Raw genomic sequence first — 19,522 nt, 5'->3', positions numbered from 1 at the left:
CGGCGCTAAGCTGTGCAGGGTAAAATAGAAGCGTTGGGTTCGCCGGGCACGATTGCTGGCGAGCTCAGCGTTTCTTTCGTTATCGAGCGTTCAACGGTGATATGGCACGAAAAGTAAGAAATATCGACGCGCTGCTCAGGCAGTGGGACTACCAACCGGGCCAGCCGATTGTGCGGCGTGCCACAGGTTCCGATCAACGAGATCTCCTGCAAATTCGCGTGGACATGGGCGTCTTGCAGATGGAAGTGACCGACCGTCCCGACGGTCACCGCCCCGAAGGCTTTCCCACGTACTACGAGTATCTTGTGGCAGCCTCGTTTGAAGAGGGGCCGGATTTCGAGCTCGACGAAGAACGCTGCTCGGAGATCGATCGCGAGTTCTACCAATTCTATCATCGCAGGATCGCTTGGCTGACGCTCAAGGAATTCGGCAATGCAGTGGCCGATGCAGAACACTCGCTACGACTCATGGACTTCAGTAGCGCCAACGCGCCCGACGCTCAGTGGGCGCTGCTCCACGAGCAATACCGCCCCTTCGTGATGTTCCATCGCACGCAGGCGGCTGCCCTATCAGAACTGGAATCTACCGAGCCACGTACCGCGGTAGAAATCCTTGACGAGGGTCTCGCCGCCTTGGAGCATGTCTTTGAAGAGCATGACGCAGCAGATCGCTTCGACGACGACCTGTTCGTGAGCAAACTCCGAGAGATGCGCACCTCCGTCATGGAGCACTACGAGATAGGCCCAACATTGGCGGAGCAGCTGGCCAACGCCATCGCTGCAGAGCAGTACGAGCTTGCTGCGCAGCTTCGTGACCAACTCGGTGAAAGCGACCAGAACTAGACATGCAAAATGCCACTGCTGGCTTGCCAGCAGTGGCATTCGCGCGTGCTATTTTTGTGCAGGGATGGGCACCAGCCTCGTTCCCAATCGTTATCGTGCCAAGAGCAAGTTAGCTCTGACGGCGACGAACCATCAGCCCAACGAGCCCGAGGGCAAGCAGTGAAGCTGAAGCGGGCTCAGGAACACCAGTCAGTGAGAAGCCGTCCAAGAAGCCGCTCTGGCCGCCTGGGATTTGCGAATCTTCGCCGTCCAGCATGACAGCGGTCACGGTGAAAAGTTCGCCCGCAGAAATACCAGGGAGGGTAAGTGAAAACGGCGTGCCACCCGGATTAGGGCTCGCAGCACCACCGAGGTTGCCATCGGGAATCGCTGCGGTTAGCAGGTCGATCATAGACGACTGAGTATTCGTCGAGAGAACGACTTCAAATACGCGGGCTGTGAAATTGAGTTCACGGCCGGCAACAAAGTCGAGCGTATAGTCGCCGGCAGCTGGGGCAAAGACCGACTGCGTGAGTACGGCTTGCGCCAGAGACTCGCCGCTTCCGCCCTGGTTGCCTTCAAAAGAGCGGAACCACACACCAGTACCTATGCCTGGGGCTTCTGGACCACCGACACCCGTGTTCTGGGCATTGGCGAAGCCTGTTTGGAACTGGGCGGCCCGGTTGGTGCCGTCCGGGTTGTTCGCAATCAGCTGCCAACTGCTATTGCTCGTGGTTGTCCCTGTGGTAGCGGCGGAAAAATTTCCATCACTAAGAATGCTAGCTTGGGCTGTAACGGCGCAGCTGAGCGCAGCAAATGCTGTTAGAAAAATCCATTGGGTGCGAATCATTAGTCCACTCCAGAAAAAGAAAAGGCCCGTTGAGTAGTGAAATATGACGCGTTTGTTCACTGAACCGCGACGAAACTTCCTAAGAGCCACGCACCCTAACGAACTTCCAGCTCGCTGAGGCTTAGCCAACAGGCTAAGGAGAACGGCTTTTCAAACTCATCGATTGTAGTTAGCGGCTGTAACGATAGCAACAGGTGCGAAACACAAATATTCCCCAAAGTGCCGAGGTCAACAAAACAAGTGTCGGCACGTCTTCTGCATAGCCTCGATTTGCGGCTGGCTTCGCCAATGGTGGACCACCGCATCCACTCCACCCTATTAGGCACCTCTTCCTAGATTGCCTAATGTGGCTATTTCTCTGGCCGATTTTTGTAATGGATTGGCAATTGTTCACTACTGGGGTGTACATGCTGGCACTGCCGTCATGGGCGTAAGTTCTTACCACAACAGGAAATACGGCGAGATTTCACATTTCTTTGATTGATTGTGAACGTTGGCATGCGGCGTGCGTATCAAGTTAGCGTGTCACGAGCCGGTTATTGGAAACCGCGTCTCACTTTTCTCACCAACCAAGGGAGTGTCAAATGTTGGTTCTTACAAGGAAACAAAACGAGCAGATTTGCATTGGTAACGATATCAAGATCACGGTGATTCGCACCAAAGGGAAAGCCGTTCGGCTAGGCATCGAAGCGCCCACGGAAATCAGCGTGCTTCGCGGCGAGTTGGTTTTCGACGATACATCGCCCGAGGCGGCACCGGAGAAGCCGCTGGCAAAGGGCAGGCAGCCAGCTCCTGTTGCTGATGGCTCTCCATTCATCAGCGAGAAGACCTCGCAAGAATCGGCGACTGCCCACTGGCCCGGGTCCCAGCCTCGCAGTGAGAGCTCTTCGCTGTGCAGCTCGAAGGTATCCGCGATATCCATGAGTGACTACCTCACCGCACGGGCCGGAGTCTGAGCCGTTGTTTGAAAACTTCAAACTGAGCCGAAGGCGGTAGCCTCGGGTCGTTAAGGGCACGGTCCAGGGATTCGTCTCCCAGGGATGCGTCTAGGGTGCGGATGAATGCTTAGGTCACCCGAGGCTAGCACGTTCGGCTCTAATTTGCACCGCTCAGAGATGGCTACATGTGGAAAGCCAAAAGCTGCAACCCGTTGCACAGTTCGCTCTCCCGAGTGGTACTTGTCGGCATCCTAAGCCGCGCACTACCTACTATCGAACTATAGCGGCGGGGGGCCGCCCTGCGGTGGTCGAGGAGGTAGGGATTTTGCGGGGAAACGCTTCGCGTTGAACTCCGGTGCGTACTGGCCCCGCACTTGGCGATTCGCTCGGCAATCCCGTCGGCAATGTTTCTGCGATGCTCCGTCCTGCCAAGGAAGGCACCACTAAAGGTTGCGTGGGTTGCGTCCCCTTAGCAAGCCTTACTTGCCCGCTTGGTTGGCTATTGGGAAAAGACCTTAGCTGGTCGATGTGTTCCATAAGAATGCGGCGTACTTCCAGAATGCTCGCCGGATGTCGGTGTACGCTCACGTGGTCTGAGGGAACGACAATTTCTGATTCGGCCGCGTCGAATTTTGCGCTTGCTAGCGCAACGACGCCATCGCCTTCACCAGCCAACCAGTTGCTCACTTTGCCGGTGAACCCCTTGCCTTCGGAGTGTCCTACAACGTTGTGATACTTTACCCAAGGCCCCACTTCCGAGGCTAGCAGAACGGGCAATATCGGCGATTTGGGAGACAGCGAATCGATACTTGTAGAAATACCCAGGGGCGCGTCGTCGCGAAAATAGCCCTTATTGTTGGCGACCAACTGATGTCGCCTTTGCAGCATTAGGGCAGGAATCTTGATTATTTTTCGTCCCACCCAGCGCGTTACATCATTGGCAACGTCGCTCCCTTTGTGGGGAGTGCCGATCGTCACAACACGACGTACCGAGGCATTCGGCGTGAAGAAAAAGGTCTTCGCCAGCTCGTCACGCACTTCGTCCTCAGCTTGAAGTTCCCCAAAGGGACGATCGCTGAGCGTTTTCCAGAAGTGATCGCGGCTATCAACCGTTTGCAGTCGCGATACCAACCCGCCCATGCTGTGCCCAACCAACACGGTTTGGTCGAGAGCCGCGTACTGCCGTTCGGGATCCAAGGAGGCCCGCATCGCGGCCATGTCTTCACGCATTTGCGATGCACTAAACCAGAACGGTTGTCCTGTGGGATACAGGTAGAACCAGAACTGGTAATTCTCGCGAATTGCCGGATCGCTGCGAAGGTCGTTGAACATTTCCATCCAAGTCACCGGGCTTGACCACAGGCCGTGGACCATGATGACCGGGATCTTATCGGCGCGAAACGGTTCCAACATGTACAGGCCGGTGAGCTTGGCGACCTTCTCAGGTTTGAGTAACCCAGCGGTGGAAACCGTACTGTCGTCCAACGCAGGCTGATTCAGGTAATGGGCGAGTGGCGTACTCAGATCGGTTTCCAGCGGAACCGGTTTGCCGGCGATGCTGATGGATTGCTCATCGAGCGGATCGCGCAGTTCTAGAACTGCATGAACTCGACGGTTCGCTCGCGCGCCACCTTCATCTACCAAGTTATCGTCTTCGACGGTGCTCTCTCCAGGATCGATTCTCAGGAAGGCGGTCACCGGAAAGGAGAGGGCCGGTGGATAGTAGTCCTCTCGTGGGTCGGAATGCTCCGAGTCCTCCGATTCCTCATGTTGTTTGCGGATTGCGATCAGCGGTACGCCTAGCCCGAAGTTGTGGTAGTGGTTGCGCAGACCGTGAACCTCGAAGTCTGATACGAATTCGAGGCTGTCGAAGTCCTCAGGGTGCCAGCCCTTACTTTTCAGAATGACATCCACCTGGCAATCGTGGCTTGCCGTCTTGATGACGCGAGAGGTATTTGGGAGCAATTGGTCCTGTTGCATTACCATGCGCAGCGTGTCTTCTAAGGCAGTGTTGTAGAGGTCGCACGCGCGGCGGAATTGGGGATCGTAAGGATTACTGGCCGCTGGATAATCGTTATCGAAGAGGTAGCGATACGAGTATAGAACCGAGGATCCGTAGAGTTCTAACGCTCTTGAGTGTTCGCTAGAACGCTCGGCCCGTTTTGCGCCGACGTAGGAAAGTTCTGCCAGTGCATAGAGATGCTCCCGTTGGGGATCCGTCTGGTCAATCTTGTTCAGTTCGGTGAGCAGCGCCCCGCCGTCGTTTATCTTTGCATCATTCAAGTCATACCGACGCAGCAACTGCATGGTGCGAGGAGTAGCCTTGGGCCCTTGTCGCGTCACCAACCCGAGTGTTTCCGTGAGCGGATTCCGCGGCGTGTTTCTTAGCGTGACCCACTTGCTAGAAGTTGCGCAGCCGGCCAATTGAACGAGCAGCATTGCGCACAGCACCACTCGCAGCCAGCGGGCGTGCGATGGGTTTTGTGATCGATCGATCTTTGATCCCAATGGATCGGCCATCCTGGCCTCAGTTCCGTTTGGTGTCGCAATTCAGAAACAAGCGCGCAGCGAATGCCTGAGTTGCGGGAAATGCCGCGGGAGAATAGAGAAAGCCCCTCAGAAGTGTCAACCTCGTCGGCTGTCTTTCGCAGAAGTGCTAGCTGTAGCGATGGGTTGGCTCGGGGCGCGCCGGGCTGAAATGTTGCAGGTCGGTGATATGGCAATCTAATCCATGAAGTTGGGCGAGCGAATCAACGGCATGGGAAATCGTGTGAGCGATAGTCTCGGGGTCGCTAGCAACGCGAGCATTGATCAGCAGGTCGGCAGTGACAACATGCGTAGTGCAAGCAATCGAAAGTTCCGCTGGCTCGCCCAGGGCGACCCAATTGGCGACCGATGTCACCAGTCCGTGGCCCTGGTCTCCAGATTCGCCTGCTAGCGACGAACCGAGTACTTTCACATGCCCCGGTTCCAGTCCCGTACGGTCAAACTGTTCGGCGATCTTTTCTACTAGCGATTCCACCAGCAAGTCCAGTGACCAGGGTTCGTCAGGATTTTTGTCTTGCCGGTCTTTCCGTGAAGTAACTTTCACCGTCGCGTTCAGCCAGCCAAGTTCAGCCTCGCCCTCGGCGTAGGTATCGTAGTCGATTTCTAGCGCAGGCAAGCCAGGTGTTGAGGATTGAGATAGCACTTCGACGAGTTCGTTGAATCCCTCCCCTTGCTGAGCACTAAGAGAGAGAATCTGTTTGTCAGGGAAACGCTCCTCCAGTAGCAGCAGGAGACGGTCTCTTTCTGGCGGCTGAAGCTTGTCAATCTTGTTGAGGACGATCACTTCCGCTTCTTCCAGTTGCTTTAGAAAAACGTAGGCGGCTTTCGGTGAAAAGCCTACCTGGGCTGCATCCAAGATTTTCGCCCCATGCTCCGGCTTGCAAAGTACCACCAACGGTGCAATTTCGTACTCGTGGCCATAGAGATCGGCCAAGGGACGGATCACTGTAGCGGCAAGGTCCGTGCAACTGCCGACCGGTTCTGCAAGAATAATATCCGGCCGATGTTGTTCAGCGAGCGCGGCGACTGTTTCCACAAGATCGCCAAACTTACAGCAGAAACAGGCCCCTGGGACCTCCCCGACATCAAAGCCTTGGGATCGGAGCGCTTCCGTATCGACTAGCCCATAGGCCTGGTCGTTGGTGACTAAAGCGACCTTTTGGCCGGCATCGATGTAATGTCTTGCGAGACGCGCGAGTGTCGTCGTCTTGCCTGCACCAAGGAAACCGCCGATCATAAGAAAACGCATATTCTCAACCATCCTACTAGTCGTCTAAAAGCTTGGACCAATATGTCCGATAGTTTACCCCAACCCAGTACCGAGGGCGAGCAGTACCCCTGGCCCTGTCCTGACAAAGCAGTACTGTCAGCTCTTCAGGCAGCTTTCGAGGACGGGAGTTGGGGTACGTATCATGGCCCTCATGGAGAGCGATTATCCGCCTCGTTGGCAAGAGAGTTTCAATTGGAGCACGTTGCGTTGTGCTGCTCAGGCACGATTGCTGTCGAGCTTGCCCTGCGCGGTTGCGGAGTTGTCGAAGGTGACGAAGTCATCCTGGCTGGCTACGATTTTCCGGGGAATTTTCGGGCCATTGAGGCGATTGGTGCTCGCCCTGTGCTGGTCGATATCGAGCCGCACTCTTGGGCCATCGATCCAAGCCAGCTGGAGGATGCCGCTAGCCCCGCGGTGAAAGCGATCCTAGTATCGCACCTTCACGGCGGGCTGGCAGACATGAAATCTATTTGCCAAATCGCGGCCAAGCACGGGTGGGCCGTCGTTGAAGATGTTTGCCAACAGCCGGGGGCAACGGTTGCCGACAAAGTCGCAGGGACCTGGGGCCATGCTGCCGTGCTGAGCTTCGGTGGGAGTAAGTTGATGACCGCGGGACGTGGCGGTGCGGTACTGACCGGCGATGCAGCAATCCGTCAGCGTATTGCCGTTTATCAGGATCGCGGAAACGACGCTTTCCCGTTGAGTGAGATACAGGCTGCAGTCCTGTTACCTCAACTGTCGTTGTTGACGGAAAGAAATGTGCTGAGGCGAAGGCGGATCAACCAAGCTAGAGAGATTGGCGAGCAAGCTGGCCAGATGCTTCGCCCGGTGACGATCACCCCAGGCGATGAGCCGGCATTCTACAAGCATGCTTGGTCGTACTTGCCGGCGGAGTCTTGTCCGGAGGAGCGGGGACGGTTGTTGGAGAAACTCTGGCGAGAAGGCGTGCCTATCGATGTAGGCTTTCGCGGTTTCGCGAAGCGAACGGAACGAAGGTGCCGAAAGCCTGTGCCTCTTGTCTGGTCTGATCGCTACGCGCACTCAACGCTACTACTGCATCACCCAATTCTGCTAGCCGACGAGCGGGCCGCCGCATCGTCGGCTCGTCGGCTGGTCGATTGCATTCAAAGCCTCATGGCTTGAACGCAAACTTAATAGACAGTTATCCTAGCGCAGAGCCGCCAAAGTCTACTCCAGTAAGTCGTTGACTAGCGTTCAGGAATGCCTCGTCAGTAGGGATTGACATTGGAATCTGAGGTTTGACTAGCTGCGGTTCGTTTTCAGTTTCGTCAGCAGCTACCGCTGACGCTTCAGGCTGTTCCGGCCCAGTCGTGCCAGTCTCGAAGACAAACTCGTTAGCAGCTTCGAGGAGTTCTCCCCGTAAGATGCGTAGATCGCGAGGTGCTTGGATTGCTATCGTCACACGTGTTCCTGTGACTCGTTTGATCTCGACGACGATATCATCGCCGATGTGAATCTTCTCGCCTGATTTGCGGCTCAAAACTAACATGACATTTCTCCTTTACTATCCGTAGATGAATCGGGCCGTCGTGCTGAGACTAGATTTCTGTGAGAGTTATCCGCTCAGTGACTCCCGTCGCGTGGTGCGACTGTTATATAGGTAAGCAACCAGCGTGCCATTGGTTGTCTCGAATCCTCTGTCGGAACTGTAAGTCTTTTGCTAGTAATAGTTTGCATTGCAAAGATTGGTCTGAGGTCTCGGCCATTTCGTCTGGGTTGGGTGGAAAGCCGTTAGTTGCAGTCCCAAATCGAGACGGTAGCCGCACTATTGAGACGCTAGCGGTGAGGACCTCGTCGCTTGAGCGACGCACGTAGCCTCTTGGCTTGACCCTGCTGGGGACGTTGCTATAGTCCGCCGCTTCAGGTTTCTGGCGTGCGGTCTCATGCTGTTTAGCTCCATGGTGTGTGGCTTCTCGTTGCGTGGTCACTCAGGCCGCTCTTCATCGTTGCGAAAGTACTCATTTATGTCCCATGCGTTTGTTGATATTCATTGCCATCTGCTTCCGGGCGTCGACGATGGCTCGCCTGATCTGGCGACAACTCTCGCAATGGCGAAGATGGCCGTCGAAAGTGGTACGCGGGCGATGATTCTCACGCCCCACCAGTTGGGGGCGAATTCACACAATCACGGAGACGATCTTCGTCGTAAGACAGCCGAGTTGCAGCATCAGTTGGAGCAGACAGGTTCGTGCCTACAGGTGCTTCCCGGGGCCGATGTGCGCATCGAAGATGGCATGTTCGAGAAACTGGCCTCTGGCGAAGTGCTCACGCTGGCCGACCGCAAGAGGCACGTTCTGCTAGAATTGCCACACGAACTGTACTTTCCGTTAGAAGGTCTGCTGGAACAACTTAAACGAATGGGCTTGGTTGGCATCCTCTCTCATCCAGAGCGAAACGAAGGTTTGCTTCGTGACCCCGGCGTGCTCCCCGGTTTGGTCGATGCCGGTTGCCTCATGCAAGTGACCGCTGGCAGTCTGGTGGGCGGCATGGGTAAAGCGCCTCAAAAGCTTGCCGAGTGGATGGTTGCTGAAGGGTTGGTCCACTTTCTGGCAACCGATGCTCATGGGCTTCGTGCGCGCCGGCCACGGATGCATCATGCTTTCAAGCGGCTCAGCGATCTTGCGGGAGAAGAGATGGCGATCGAACTTTGCTGCGACAATCCAGCAATGGTAGCAGCTGGTGAAGAGGTTGCCCCCGGGCGTCGTAAGCCGCAAACCTCTCTCTGGCAACGGCTGTTTTCTCCGCGAAGGGTGGCTTGATGGCAGGTGAAATGCATGGTCGACGAGAGCTCTCGCGGCGCGGCTTTCTCCTGGAAAGCGGCGCGGCCCTGGCCGCTTGCGGTATAGCAGCAACACCGGGAATCGCTACCTCTGCGAAACACCCCGGTTGGCTCGACCACCGACAATACGGCCCCTTTCAAATAGCCGCCACCTTCCCTCTTGCAGCCTACGATCGCGACTTCGCGGAACTAGGCCACCTGGAATTCGAATTACAGCGTACCCTCAGCGTCCCTCCCGCCAAGCGTCCCGTAGATGTCTATCTGCTGGAAAGTGCTCAAGCCCATCGACGTTACTTGCAGCAAGTGTATCCACGCGTTCCCTACCGCAGAGCCTTATACGTGCAGCGCGGTACTGAAGCCTCTGTCTACGCTTATCAACACAAAGAACTCTCGGTCGATCTCCGGCACGAATGCACGCACGCACTACTGCACTCAAATCTGGCGATGGTTCCGCTGTGGTTGGACGAGGGGCTCGCCGAGTACTTCGAAATGCCGGCCACCCAGCGGGCGTTTGGGCATCCCCATTTGTCACGGCTTCGTTGGGACCTGCGGCTGGGTAGGATTCGCAAGATCAATTCTTTAGAGCAAGCTCGCGACCTTCGCGAGATGGGGCCCGCCGAATACCGGTTTGCCTGGGCGTGGACGCACTTCATGCTGCACGGTCCAGCGGTTGCTCATCGCACCCTGGTTGCCTTTCTAACCGACATCCGTCGGGGCAACCCACCGGGCCGCCTCTCCGAGCGACTCAATGCCGAGGTTCCGCATCTGGAGACTCGCATGGCTCAGCACTTCAAACATTGGCGACGGTAGAAGCACCTGCGTCGTCAATGCATGACAAATAGCCTGCAAGGCGTTGCTAGCAACAACCCCTCGACTGACGCACTTTGACGATTGAGAAGAATGGGGTGAACTTCTCAGCATTAGCTATAGAAGGCACGTCAAAGCGCCGATCACCTTATAAGCGGGACCACTCTGCCTGTGTTGGGCATTGGGGCATCTCAAAGCTTCGGAACAGAACTGCGAGCTGTTCTCAGTAACAAACATCTTCATGAGGGGGTAATCCCTTCTGCGATTATCCAGAGCGGACTACAAAAGGAATTTTGGACCAATGAAACGATTTAACCTACAGTTTGTGGCGGCTGCCTTTGCCTGTGCTGGCATGCTTGTTTCTCCTGCTTTGGCAGCTCCTGTCGCAAAACAAGCAGCTCCCTCGGACATCGCCCTACGTGACGGTGGCGTCCTGGTTGGTCAATTGACCACCCCTCAGGGAACCGCTCTTGAAGCTGCTCCCGTTTCGATTCAACAAAACGGACGCGAGTTGATTCGCGTTGCGACGAACGACAAGGGGGAATTTACCGTGGCTGGTCTCAAGGGTGGCGTCTACCAAGTAGCTGCTCCTGGTCATCAGGGGATCTACCGTATGTGGGCACCACGGACTGCACCGCCAGCCGCTAGTACGGGCCTGATGGCTGTCGCTGGCGATCAAGCAATTCTCGGACAGTATGCTTCTGATTGTGCTCCTGCATGCGGAACTTGTGCAAGTACCGGCCCTTTTGCTAGTGTCACGGGATGGATTTCCCAGCATCCAATCATGACCGCGGGTATTGTTGCTGCGGCCATCGCGATTCCTCTTGCTATCGACGATGACGACGACGCTAGCTGAGGTAATGCACTCCTAGTAGCCAACTTCAAATGAAGCAAATCGAAGCCGTCGCCCAATCATTGGGCGACGGCTTTTTCGTTTTAGGAGAAACGCGTTTTGACAGCGAACCGCGGTTCTTTTGTTGATACTGAGTCACTTCTGATAGCACTTGAGTTTTCCTAGCGACTCCGCTGGCAACGGCATGACCCGTTTGCTAAAGTCCGCACCGTGAAACATTGGATTTTACGGGGGATTCCTAGGAGGACTTAGCAATGAAGCTTCAATCTTGGTGGAGGCATACATGGTGGAGCCGGAGCTTGGCCATTTGCCTGACGGTCAGCACAGTTACACCGCTACCTACGTTGGCTGCACCGATTGCCAAATCAGCCCCAGTCGTGGCCCCTGTCTCTGCCACTGCCACTGCGAAAACACCGGCAGCCGCGTGCAGTGACGTGGCACTCGATGCGCAGGGCGCGTTGGTCGGGCAAGTTGTTGATGCACAAGGTCGCCCCACCAAAGGCATAGCGGTTGTTGTGAGCAATGCCCGCCGAACCTACAAGACGGTGACCGACGAGCGTGGCGACTTTCGAGTGGACAATGTTTCTGGTGGAACCTACCAGGTTCAGGTTGGCGTTCAAATGAAGCAGTGTCGCGTGTGGAAATCACTCGCCGCGCCGCCTGCCGCCACTCAGGGTGTACTCATCGTTTCAGGCGATGACATCGTTCGTGGCCAGACCTACTGCGGTAGTCCGGTTTCCTGCAGTCCTACAAATGTCGGAGATGTGCTTACCCATCCACTAGTAATTGCCGGCGTGGTCGCCGCTGCCATTGCGATTCCCGTGGCTATTCACAATTCCGATGACGACGATGACGACGCGAGCTAGTTGCTCGCAATACAAGTTCATTGCCTATACCGCCGTCGTGCCTGCGGGTGAGACGGCTTTTTCATGCGCTGTGAGTGAAAACCGGTAGCCAATGAGGCACGAGCATTTCAACGCGCAGACGATCTAGAAGCTGATCGAGTTAGATTGCTTGTTGATAGAATGTTCGATTTCTCAAACGCTCATCGATTCTGGATTCGTTTGGCAAGTTCCGCAGCCCCATAGGATATTGTCCTTCCATAGTCTTGCCCCGTTGTGGGAGTTGTCTAGCCCATGAGGGACGCCGCTTTGTTATAGAACTTGGTGCGATTTCGAGCCTGCGTTCGTTTTCCCTGGAGTCTCTATGAATGATGCGTTGCCAATTGGAATCTGTATTTTTGGCGAACTATCGCACAGCTGTTCATGTGAAAACTGTTTCCACAAACACTCGAGCATCTGTTCGAGGTGCCGCCGTTGTCAAGGCAGCGGGGCTCGTCGTGAGGCAAAGTTCGAAGGCACGTCCCAAACAGCTAGGCGCGGGTCAGCCATTTCGCTGCCCGTAGCCTGAGATTCGGGGTCGTCCTGAATCGCTATGAGGTCGGTCTGGGTATGACTCCCAGTGAGATCAACTCTCTCTCAGTAACCGCCACATGACTTGGCGAAACGAGAAAGTTAAACTACGGAATCAAGTTTAGTCGCAAGTTCTTCAGAAGAAATGATTTGCACGCGGCGCTGAATCGAATGTTGGGTCCTTAGCGCCGACGTATCTCAGAGCCCTTAAAATGAATCTGAATACGATAAACCGTTTTCGTTCGCCCAATGATCTCCCCCGTATTAAGATCCACTCGCTCAGCAACTTTCTGGTTGTTTTTGTCTACGGTGGCGTGGAATCCTCGTTCTGAAAAAATGTCGATAAGCATGAACAGGGCTATCGGATTGTCAAAAATAGGATCCTCGGTATTCACGATGGACCGGCCGGACAACGCGTGGCGTTTTATGATCGGCGTGAATTTCTCGTTGATGATTTCCACGGTGCGTGCAAATAATTCCGTATGTTCTAACTCGTAACTGTCGAGACGGCGAACTAGGTCTTGGCGAGCGTGGCGAATAATGTCTTCCGCCAGGGCTATTGGTCGCAAGCGGTCAAAAGTCCTCGGTTCCAGTTCTAGTGAACTCTGGTACTGCAACTCATTGAGGATGTTTTCCTCTACCTCTTTGATAGGACCTTCGGCATTGATGTAATGGTAGTGATAGATTTCCTTCAGCGAGGTCAATGCGCTCCAGGTATGTTCTTTGAAAACACGATATCTACGTCGGGCGGTCTCTTCATTGAGATCGGTGGCACGTTCCTCAATCCGTTCTCCAAGTCGAGTATCCTCGAATTCCTGATTGTGAGCAGCGACCTCTCTTCCGCGATTCAATTGTCGTGCGACGCTGGTGGCTTCGCTAATAAATAGAACCACCGCATGCACGACTGGACGGCGAAAACTCGTGGCGAGCGGGGTGTCTTCATATTCGCTGTGAAGTTGGGAGATCTTGTCGACGAGCAGTTTCAGACATTCAACCTGCACCTTGGTTCGAGGGAACCCGTCTAATACGGCACCATCCCGGAACTCTTCGTGAAGCAATCTCTGGAGCAGAATTCCAACAACCTCTTTATCACCCACCATGCCGCCTTCGTCTTTGATCTTCTGAGCTTCGGGCGTAACGAGCAGATCGCTTACCACGATAGGAGGACACGTTAGTCCTCTCGCATTCATCAAGAAGTTGGTCTGCGTACCCTTGCCGGCGCCCGGTGCTCCACCGAGAAGTATGAGTTCTTTGGGAAAACGCAGGTTTTCATGCCCGATTTCGTCTTCGAGCCTTTCCCAGACGGCGGCAAAGATGAGCTGTGCGTCTTTGACTTCTAAATCAACCGATTTCTGATTCCCTTGTCTCGGATTGGGCATGTGAATGACTGCTAGGTAGTACAACAGGTGGATAACTTAAAACGGTGATGATGGCATAGCCACTTGAGTTCATCAATAGTCGAAAAGATCATGACTTCTATGGGGAGGGGGCTTAGCGGCAAGCTAAAGGATCGTGAAAGCGAACGTTTCTAGATGCGAATCCGTCGATAGATGGCACGGATATTCGAGTGAGAATGCTTTTTCGGAGTAATCACATGACAGGGTTTTCATCGAATCAGCTTTTTCATGTCTTGGCTCATAGCGATCTAGGCGTTCTTAACGCTCTCAAGAGGATAAAAGAACGAGAGAAAGCCGGTTTTCACTCGGCAGTCTCCAACAACTTGTTAAACTGCCCGTCATTGCATAGTTCCTCATCCCGGTTTCGCGAGACAACCCTATGGACTATAGGATATTTTTCTGGGCACTTACCTCGGCACTCGCCGGCTTTCTGTTCGGCTTCGATACGGTGGTTATTTCCGGTGCGGAGGAAACCATTCAGGCACTATGGGGACTGGGGAGCGCCCAGCATGGCTTGGCGATGAGCATGGCGTTGTGGGGTACGGTGTTGGGGTCGTTTGTCGGTGGCTGGCCGACCGACCGATTCGGACGCAAGAAAACTTTGCTATCGATTGGCATGCTTTACTTTGTTTCAGCTATTTGGTCTGCGTTGGCCGGCGATGTGAATAGCTTTATGGTCGCGCGTTTCATCGGGGGGCTAGGTGTTGGCATCTCGACGGTCGTGGCACCGCTATACATCTCAGAGATTGCACCACCCGAGAAACGGGGCCGCCTGACTGGCTTGTTTCAGTTCAATATCGTGTTCGGCATCCTCATTGCTTTCCTGTCCAACTGGTTGATCAAAAAGAATGTGCCGAGTGACGCCTGGCGCTGGATGCTGGGCGTGGAAGCTGTGCCGGCGCTGGTCTACACGCTGATGTGCTTTTCGCTACCTGAGAGCCCTCGTTGGCTTGTCAGCAAACGGGCAGATCGAGAAGCTGGCTTGGCGGTACTCAAGCTGATTGACTCTAGAGCAACCGAAAAGGAGCTTATCAATAAGGTTGATGAGATTGCCGCCTCAGGCTCTGGCCAGGCAACATCGGCAGGCCTGTGGTCGAGTCGCTTTCGCGTCCCGCTTCTGCTCGCTTTCTTAGTTGCCTTTTTCAATCAACTCTCCGGCATCAATGCGATTCTGTACTTTGCACCGCGTATCTTTAAACTAGCTGGGCTTGGAGAGGACGCTGCTTTGCTCAATTCTGTAGGCATTGGCGTGACGAATCTCATTTTTACATTCGTTGGGCTCTATCTCATCGATCGCGCAGGTAGGCGCACGTTGCTTTTCATTGGTTCACTGGGCTACATCGCTTCGTTGGGACTCTGTGCCTGGGCATTCTTTGCCTATGCCCCGCAGTTCAAGGTGGCTAATGCGGCAATCACACTAAGTTCAGCCGTAGAGAACCTTGAGAGAGCAGAATCGCTGCCTCAACCGGTAGCTAGTGACCTTGAGCGGTTTGCTGAAGCGGTTGAACAGGCCAAACAGCAACTGATCGCAGCAGCGCAGGAGGAAGGCTATGCAGGGGCACCCATCGAGATTTCTAGCCCTGCGGATAAAGAGACGCTCACAGCAATCGCCGATGCCGCGCTGCACGATGCTTCGGAAAAGTCCGGGTCCGGTGGGAACTTGGTCATGACTTGCATTTTTGCGTTCATCGCGGCACACGCTATCGGGCAAGGTGCCGTAATTTGGGTATTCATCTCAGAGATTTTTCCCAATCAAGTCCGAGCCGCGGGGCAGGCGTTTGGGAGTTTCACGCACTGGATTTTTGCGGCAGGCCTGACCACGATCTTCCCTTGGATGATCTCCACCTTTGCGCCAGGGCAGGTGTTCCTCTTCTTCTGTGGAATGATGGTCCTCCAGTTAGTCTGGGTTGCCACCATGGTTCCCGAAACTAAGGGGGTCACGCTTGAAGAGATGCAAAAGAAGTTGGGCATCGCGTAAGTAAGAAACTAAGTGGGTGGTCCCGGCATAACGATTCTCGCAACACTTTTCATGCTATTCACTCCGGTTGACTTATGAGCATTGCCCTGATTCTCCCTGAGGGATTTCAAGAAGAGAACTTCCTCGCTTGGGGAATGAAGATTGCTGCAAGTCGAGACGTAGCGCTGGTAGTCTTCGACCTGAAGTCCTCGAAGAAAACCTCCGTGACTGAAGTCGATTGGCAGGCTGGCGACTCCCAAGTTGGCGATTCCCCGACCGAGCTCACTCAAGTCTTACGAGAGCAACACGCCAGCGCACCTTCCAAGCCGGCAGAATGCCGACTCATTCAGATATGCGGAAGCCTTAATTCCGACGAGGTTCTTGCGGAAATACAGAAGTGCTCGCCAAGCTTTCTCGTGCTTCCGCGACACCGGGGCTCGAAGAGTACGTCTGCAGACTTTACTTTACAACGAGATCTGTTCCTGTCGTCGGCTTGCACAACTCTGCAACTGTGCTTGGGCGCAGGGGAGCCTCTTCATTGCAAGCGAATTTTGGTGCCGACTCGTGGATCGAGAAATACAGCTGAGGCTTTGCGTTTGGCTACCGATCTGGCAGAAGCTAGTGAAGGACAAGTGGAAGCCTTGTATCTGCAGGAGGACGTCGACGAGTCAGCTGCGCTCGTTGGAAAGCGGATGATAGAGCAATTGGTGCGGCGTTATGCCGATGACGAAGAGAGTCGAGTTGCAACGCGATCGGTCGTGTGCGATGACGTGATCGCAGGTATTAAAAAGGAGGCAAACGAGCGATCCGATGTACTCGTCCTGGGCGCAAGTTATCATTCTGTTGTGCATCGCTTTCTCTTCTCTTCGATAACGGAGAAAGTCGTCTCTTCCGACATTCTGCCGACCGTCATCATTATTCGACCGGCAGCACCTTGGCGAAGTCGGATCGTGGCGGCCAGTCGTCGCATGGTTAGTGACATTGTTCCGCAGTTGGATCGCGAGAGTCGCGTCGATCTTGTGGAAAGGGTACATCGTAGCTCGAGGTGGGATGTCGACTTCATCGCCCTGATCTGTCTTTCAACTCTCATCGCTGGGTTGGGTTTGCTGCAAAACTCAGCCGCGGTGGTGATCGGTGCCATGTTAGTTGCCCCGTTGATGACTCCACTGTTAGGAGCCGGCTTAGCGCTGGTGCAGGGCAATCGGCTACTTGCCCAGTGCTCGGCCGGAGCTGTCGTGAGAGGTTTTCTAGTGGCCTTGGGGATCGGGGCCTTGCTGGGGCTCGTCATGGGCCCCGAAGCACCAACGACCGAAATGCTGGCGCGCTGCTCGCCTGGTGTGGCTGACTTGGTAATTGCCTTCGCCAGCGGGTTAGCGGCTGCTTACGCCAGTGGGCGGCCCAACTTGTATGCCGCCTTGCCAGGGGTCGCGATCGCCGCCGCCTTGGTGCCCCCGATAGCAACCGCAGGTATTCTACTAGCCGTCGGGAGAACCGAACTGGCCTTTGGTGCCGGGCTACTATTTCTGACCAATATCATTGCGATTGTACTTGGAGCTGCGTGCAGTTTGTGGGCGGTAGGTATTCGTAGCGACCACGCTCATAGCCTGATGAGCTCTTGGGCACCGCGGGCACTTCTTGCGCTTGGCATCATGATGGCAGGGCTTGGGGTTTACGAGTCGAGTTCACCAGTAACACTTACCGGCGAATTTAAGAAAGCAGTGACCAAGCGGATCGAGCAAGCTTCAACGAGCAAGTTACTGGACATGAATCTCACAAGATCGAGCGATGGCCAGGAATTGCAACTGTTGATCGCTGCCGCTGCCCAGGCGGACCAGAGTTTGCTTGACGATCTGGCCGCAATAGCGAGCGAAGAATTCAACCGGCCCACTGGAATACGTATAGAGACTCGCCTGACGCAGTCCGTTGGCGCCCAGAGCAGCGAAGCCATTGAAGCGAATCCCAGTGAAGAGAAGCTGGAAATGAGAACCCAGCCCCTAAGCCGCTAGACGTTTCGCTGCAGCAGGCTTTTGCATGAGCGGGATGATTTCTCCCAAAATCGCGGCGCACTCTTCGTTCGGTCCGTTGGCCACTTCTTCCAAACGCGAGAGATCGTAGATGAGTTCCAGAATCGTGCGTGGGTTGCTTTCTGCGACCATGATCTTAGGATGCCGGGTGGCTGTGTGCTGCTCTTCCTCTCCGTAGAGTTCCTCGTATAGTTTCTCGCCGGGGCGCAGCCCTGTGATTTGCAGCTCGATGTCTTCATCGACACGCAAGCCTGAGAGACGAATCATGTCCCGTGCCAGGTCGACGATATGCACGGGCTCGCCCATGTCCAGGACAAAAATCTCTCCGCCCTGCCCCATCGCGCCCGCTTGGATCACCAGTTGAGCCGCTTCAGGAATCATCATGAAGTAGCGCACCATGTTTTCATCGGTAACCGTAACCGGGCCGCCGCGGGCGATTTGCTCGCGGAAGATAGGCACGACACTGCCGGCCGAATCCAACACATTGCCGAAGCGGACGGTAACGAAACGCGTCTCAGAGGCGGTCGCCTTGGCTTGCACATACTGTTCGGCGAGTCGTTTGCACGAACCCATGACGCTCGTCGGATTGACAGCCTTATCGGTGGAGATCATGACGAATCCCTCTGCGGAAAACTCGTCCGCTAAATCTGCGAGCCGCCGCGTTGCCAGCGTGATATTCTTGACGCCTTCGCCGGCGTGAGATTCCATCAGCGGAACATGCTTGTAGGCAGCCGCGTGGAATACAATTTCAGGCCGGTAACGCTCAAAGACAGCTCTTAGCCGCTCGCCATCGTTGATGTCTGCCATCACGACTTCAATCGATGCGTTGGGATCCAACCGACGCAGTTCCCGTTCGAGGAAGAATTGCCCCGTTTCTGATCGATCAAGCACGAGCAGCTTCTCGGGGTTGAGTTTCAAGAGCTGGCGACAGATCTCCGAACCAATGCTCCCCGAGCTTCCTGTCACCATGAGCGTCTTGCCGGTGAGCCATCCGCGCGTGTCGGAGTCGTCCAATTCTACGAACGGCCGTCCCAGCAAATCGGCAATCACAACTGGGCGTGGCTGCACGGAGACTTGCTCAGCAAGTAGTTGATCGTAGCTCGGGAGGACTTTCACGCGGAAGCCAAGGCGATCAGCGTCTTCGACCAGTTGGCGGACTCGTGTGCCGGGTAACTCACCCGCGGTGATCAGCACTTCCTTCGCGCCAGTTCGATTCACATGCAGTCCCAGGTCGTCAAGTCGTCCGAGAACCGGAACGCCTGCAATGCGCCGTCCATGGTGGCGCTGCCGATCGTCGACGAAACCAACAGGCTGATAACCGAGCTGCGTATTGCGTTGGATGGCACGCAGGAGGAGCTCGCCCGAGTCAGTTGCACCGACGATGATTGCACGAATGCCGACTGGCTTTGCCAACGGGTTCCATAGCCGATCGCGTAGAATCCGAGGCACGGCGCGAACCGCGGCAAGTGCGATGAGTGTGATTCCCCAGTCCAGGAGTAGTACGCTACGTGGAATGTTCAGATTGCCCAGCAAAAATGCGTCGCATAGCGTGAGCCCGATGGATGCACAGGTAACGGCTTTTGCTAGCGCAGCAACATCATGGAAAGAGACGTAGCGAGACCAGCCCTGGTGCTGGCGGAACCAGACGATGGCAACTGCCTTGGCAAGGGCCGCACAGAGGATCGACCCCCGCAAGACGTCCTTCGTGGTACTGGGGATATTTCCCGCAAAGCGAAGCTGAAATGCCAAATAGTAGGCAAACACAGCTAGCGTGGAGAGTGCTAGAGTACGCCAAAGGATACTTATAATTCTACGGGCTTGGATCATAGTGCGTAGACGGTAATGT

Annotated in this window: 15 protein-coding genes; 9 read left to right on the top strand and 6 right to left on the bottom strand. The window is 55.1% G+C overall.

All coding sequences use genetic code 11. From position 1 onward, the window contains the following. The first annotated feature begins 101 nt into the window (after positions 1 to 101). Positions 102 to 842: a UvrB/UvrC motif-containing protein gene (locus tag HG15A2_RS14960; RefSeq protein ID WP_145060992.1), complete on the top strand. Its 741-nt coding sequence runs from the start codon at positions 102 to 104 to the stop codon at positions 840 to 842. A 109-nt stretch (positions 843 to 951) separates the two neighbouring features. On the opposite strand, the gene HG15A2_RS14955 is transcribed toward HG15A2_RS14960, so the two are convergent. Beyond that, positions 952 to 1,671: a PEP-CTERM sorting domain-containing protein gene (locus HG15A2_RS14955; protein ID WP_145060991.1), complete on the bottom strand. Its 720-nt coding sequence runs from the start codon at positions 1,669 to 1,671 to the stop codon at positions 952 to 954. A gap of 584 nt (positions 1,672 to 2,255) precedes the next feature. Here HG15A2_RS14955 and HG15A2_RS14950 point away from each other — a divergent pair. Then, complete coding sequence (locus HG15A2_RS14950; RefSeq protein WP_145060990.1) at positions 2,256 to 2,627, top strand: carbon storage regulator; 372 nt, start codon at positions 2,256 to 2,258, stop codon at positions 2,625 to 2,627. A gap of 252 nt (positions 2,628 to 2,879) precedes the next feature. Here HG15A2_RS14950 and HG15A2_RS14945 read toward each other — a convergent pair whose 3' ends face one another. Further along, entirely contained in the window at positions 2,880 to 5,129 is a 2,250-nt protein-coding gene (locus tag HG15A2_RS14945) for an esterase/lipase family protein (protein WP_145060989.1), read from the bottom strand. 136 nt (positions 5,130 to 5,265) lie between these two features. Next, positions 5,266 to 6,405, bottom strand: a complete 1,140-nt coding sequence (locus tag HG15A2_RS14940; RefSeq protein ID WP_145060988.1) for a GTP-binding protein — start codon at positions 6,403 to 6,405, stop codon at positions 5,266 to 5,268. Between the two features lie 42 nt (positions 6,406 to 6,447). On the opposite strand from HG15A2_RS14940, the gene HG15A2_RS14935 reads away from it, so the two are divergent. Further along, positions 6,448 to 7,569, top strand: coding sequence for a DegT/DnrJ/EryC1/StrS family aminotransferase (locus HG15A2_RS14935; protein ID WP_218931988.1), 1,122 nt, complete (start codon positions 6,448 to 6,450; stop codon positions 7,567 to 7,569). 19 nt (positions 7,570 to 7,588) lie between these two features. Here the strand turns inward: HG15A2_RS14935 and HG15A2_RS14930 are convergent, their stop codons facing one another. Continuing rightward, entirely contained in the window at positions 7,589 to 7,936 is a 348-nt protein-coding gene (locus HG15A2_RS14930; RefSeq protein WP_145060986.1) for a carbon storage regulator, read from the bottom strand. A gap of 475 nt (positions 7,937 to 8,411) precedes the next feature. Between HG15A2_RS14930 and HG15A2_RS14925 the strand changes: the two genes are divergently transcribed. The 4 genes from HG15A2_RS14925 to HG15A2_RS14910 all read left to right on the top strand — a co-directional run bounded on the left by HG15A2_RS14925 (position 8,412) and on the right by HG15A2_RS14910 (position 11,752). Beyond that, the gene (locus HG15A2_RS14925; protein WP_145060985.1) at positions 8,412 to 9,206 is read left to right on the top strand and encodes a tyrosine-protein phosphatase; all 795 of its coding nucleotides are present in this window, start codon (positions 8,412 to 8,414) and stop codon (positions 9,204 to 9,206) included. Next, a complete protein-coding gene (locus tag HG15A2_RS14920; protein ID WP_145060984.1) occupies positions 9,206 to 10,036 on the top strand; it encodes a hypothetical protein in 831 nt (276 codons plus the stop codon). The genes HG15A2_RS14925 and HG15A2_RS14920 overlap by 1 nt, the downstream gene beginning before the upstream one ends. A 298-nt stretch (positions 10,037 to 10,334) precedes the next feature. Further along, complete coding sequence (locus HG15A2_RS14915) at positions 10,335 to 10,889, top strand: carboxypeptidase-like regulatory domain-containing protein (protein ID WP_145060983.1); 555 nt, start codon at positions 10,335 to 10,337, stop codon at positions 10,887 to 10,889. A 251-nt stretch (positions 10,890 to 11,140) separates the two neighbouring features. Continuing rightward, a complete protein-coding gene (locus HG15A2_RS14910; protein ID WP_145060982.1) occupies positions 11,141 to 11,752 on the top strand; it encodes a carboxypeptidase-like regulatory domain-containing protein in 612 nt (203 codons plus the stop codon). A 728-nt stretch (positions 11,753 to 12,480) separates the two neighbouring features. Here HG15A2_RS14910 and HG15A2_RS14905 read toward each other — a convergent pair. Next, on the bottom strand, positions 12,481 to 13,677 hold the full coding sequence (locus tag HG15A2_RS14905) for a nucleoside monophosphate kinase (RefSeq protein ID WP_145060981.1): 1,197 nt from the start codon (positions 13,675 to 13,677) through the stop codon (positions 12,481 to 12,483). A gap of 397 nt (positions 13,678 to 14,074) precedes the next feature. On the opposite strand from HG15A2_RS14905, the gene HG15A2_RS14900 reads away from it, so the two are divergent. Then, complete coding sequence (locus HG15A2_RS14900; protein ID WP_145060980.1) at positions 14,075 to 15,673, top strand: sugar porter family MFS transporter; 1,599 nt, start codon at positions 14,075 to 14,077, stop codon at positions 15,671 to 15,673. A gap of 74 nt (positions 15,674 to 15,747) precedes the next feature. Then, complete coding sequence (locus HG15A2_RS14895) at positions 15,748 to 17,658, top strand: DUF389 domain-containing protein (RefSeq protein ID WP_145060979.1); 1,911 nt, start codon at positions 15,748 to 15,750, stop codon at positions 17,656 to 17,658. Here the strand turns inward: HG15A2_RS14895 and HG15A2_RS14890 are convergent. Continuing rightward, positions 17,647 to 19,503 carry a polysaccharide biosynthesis protein gene (locus HG15A2_RS14890; protein ID WP_145060978.1) on the bottom strand — a complete coding sequence of 619 codons (1,857 nt, stop codon included), beginning with the start codon at positions 19,501 to 19,503 and terminating at the stop codon, positions 17,647 to 17,649. The genes HG15A2_RS14895 and HG15A2_RS14890 overlap by 12 nt on opposite strands. Between the last annotated feature and the right edge of the window lie 19 nt (positions 19,504 to 19,522).

The organism is Adhaeretor mobilis (assembly GCF_007741515.1).
GTDB lineage: Bacteria > Planctomycetota > Planctomycetia > Pirellulales > Lacipirellulaceae > Adhaeretor > Adhaeretor mobilis.
This window is presented reverse-complemented; position numbering and strand designations above follow the sequence as displayed.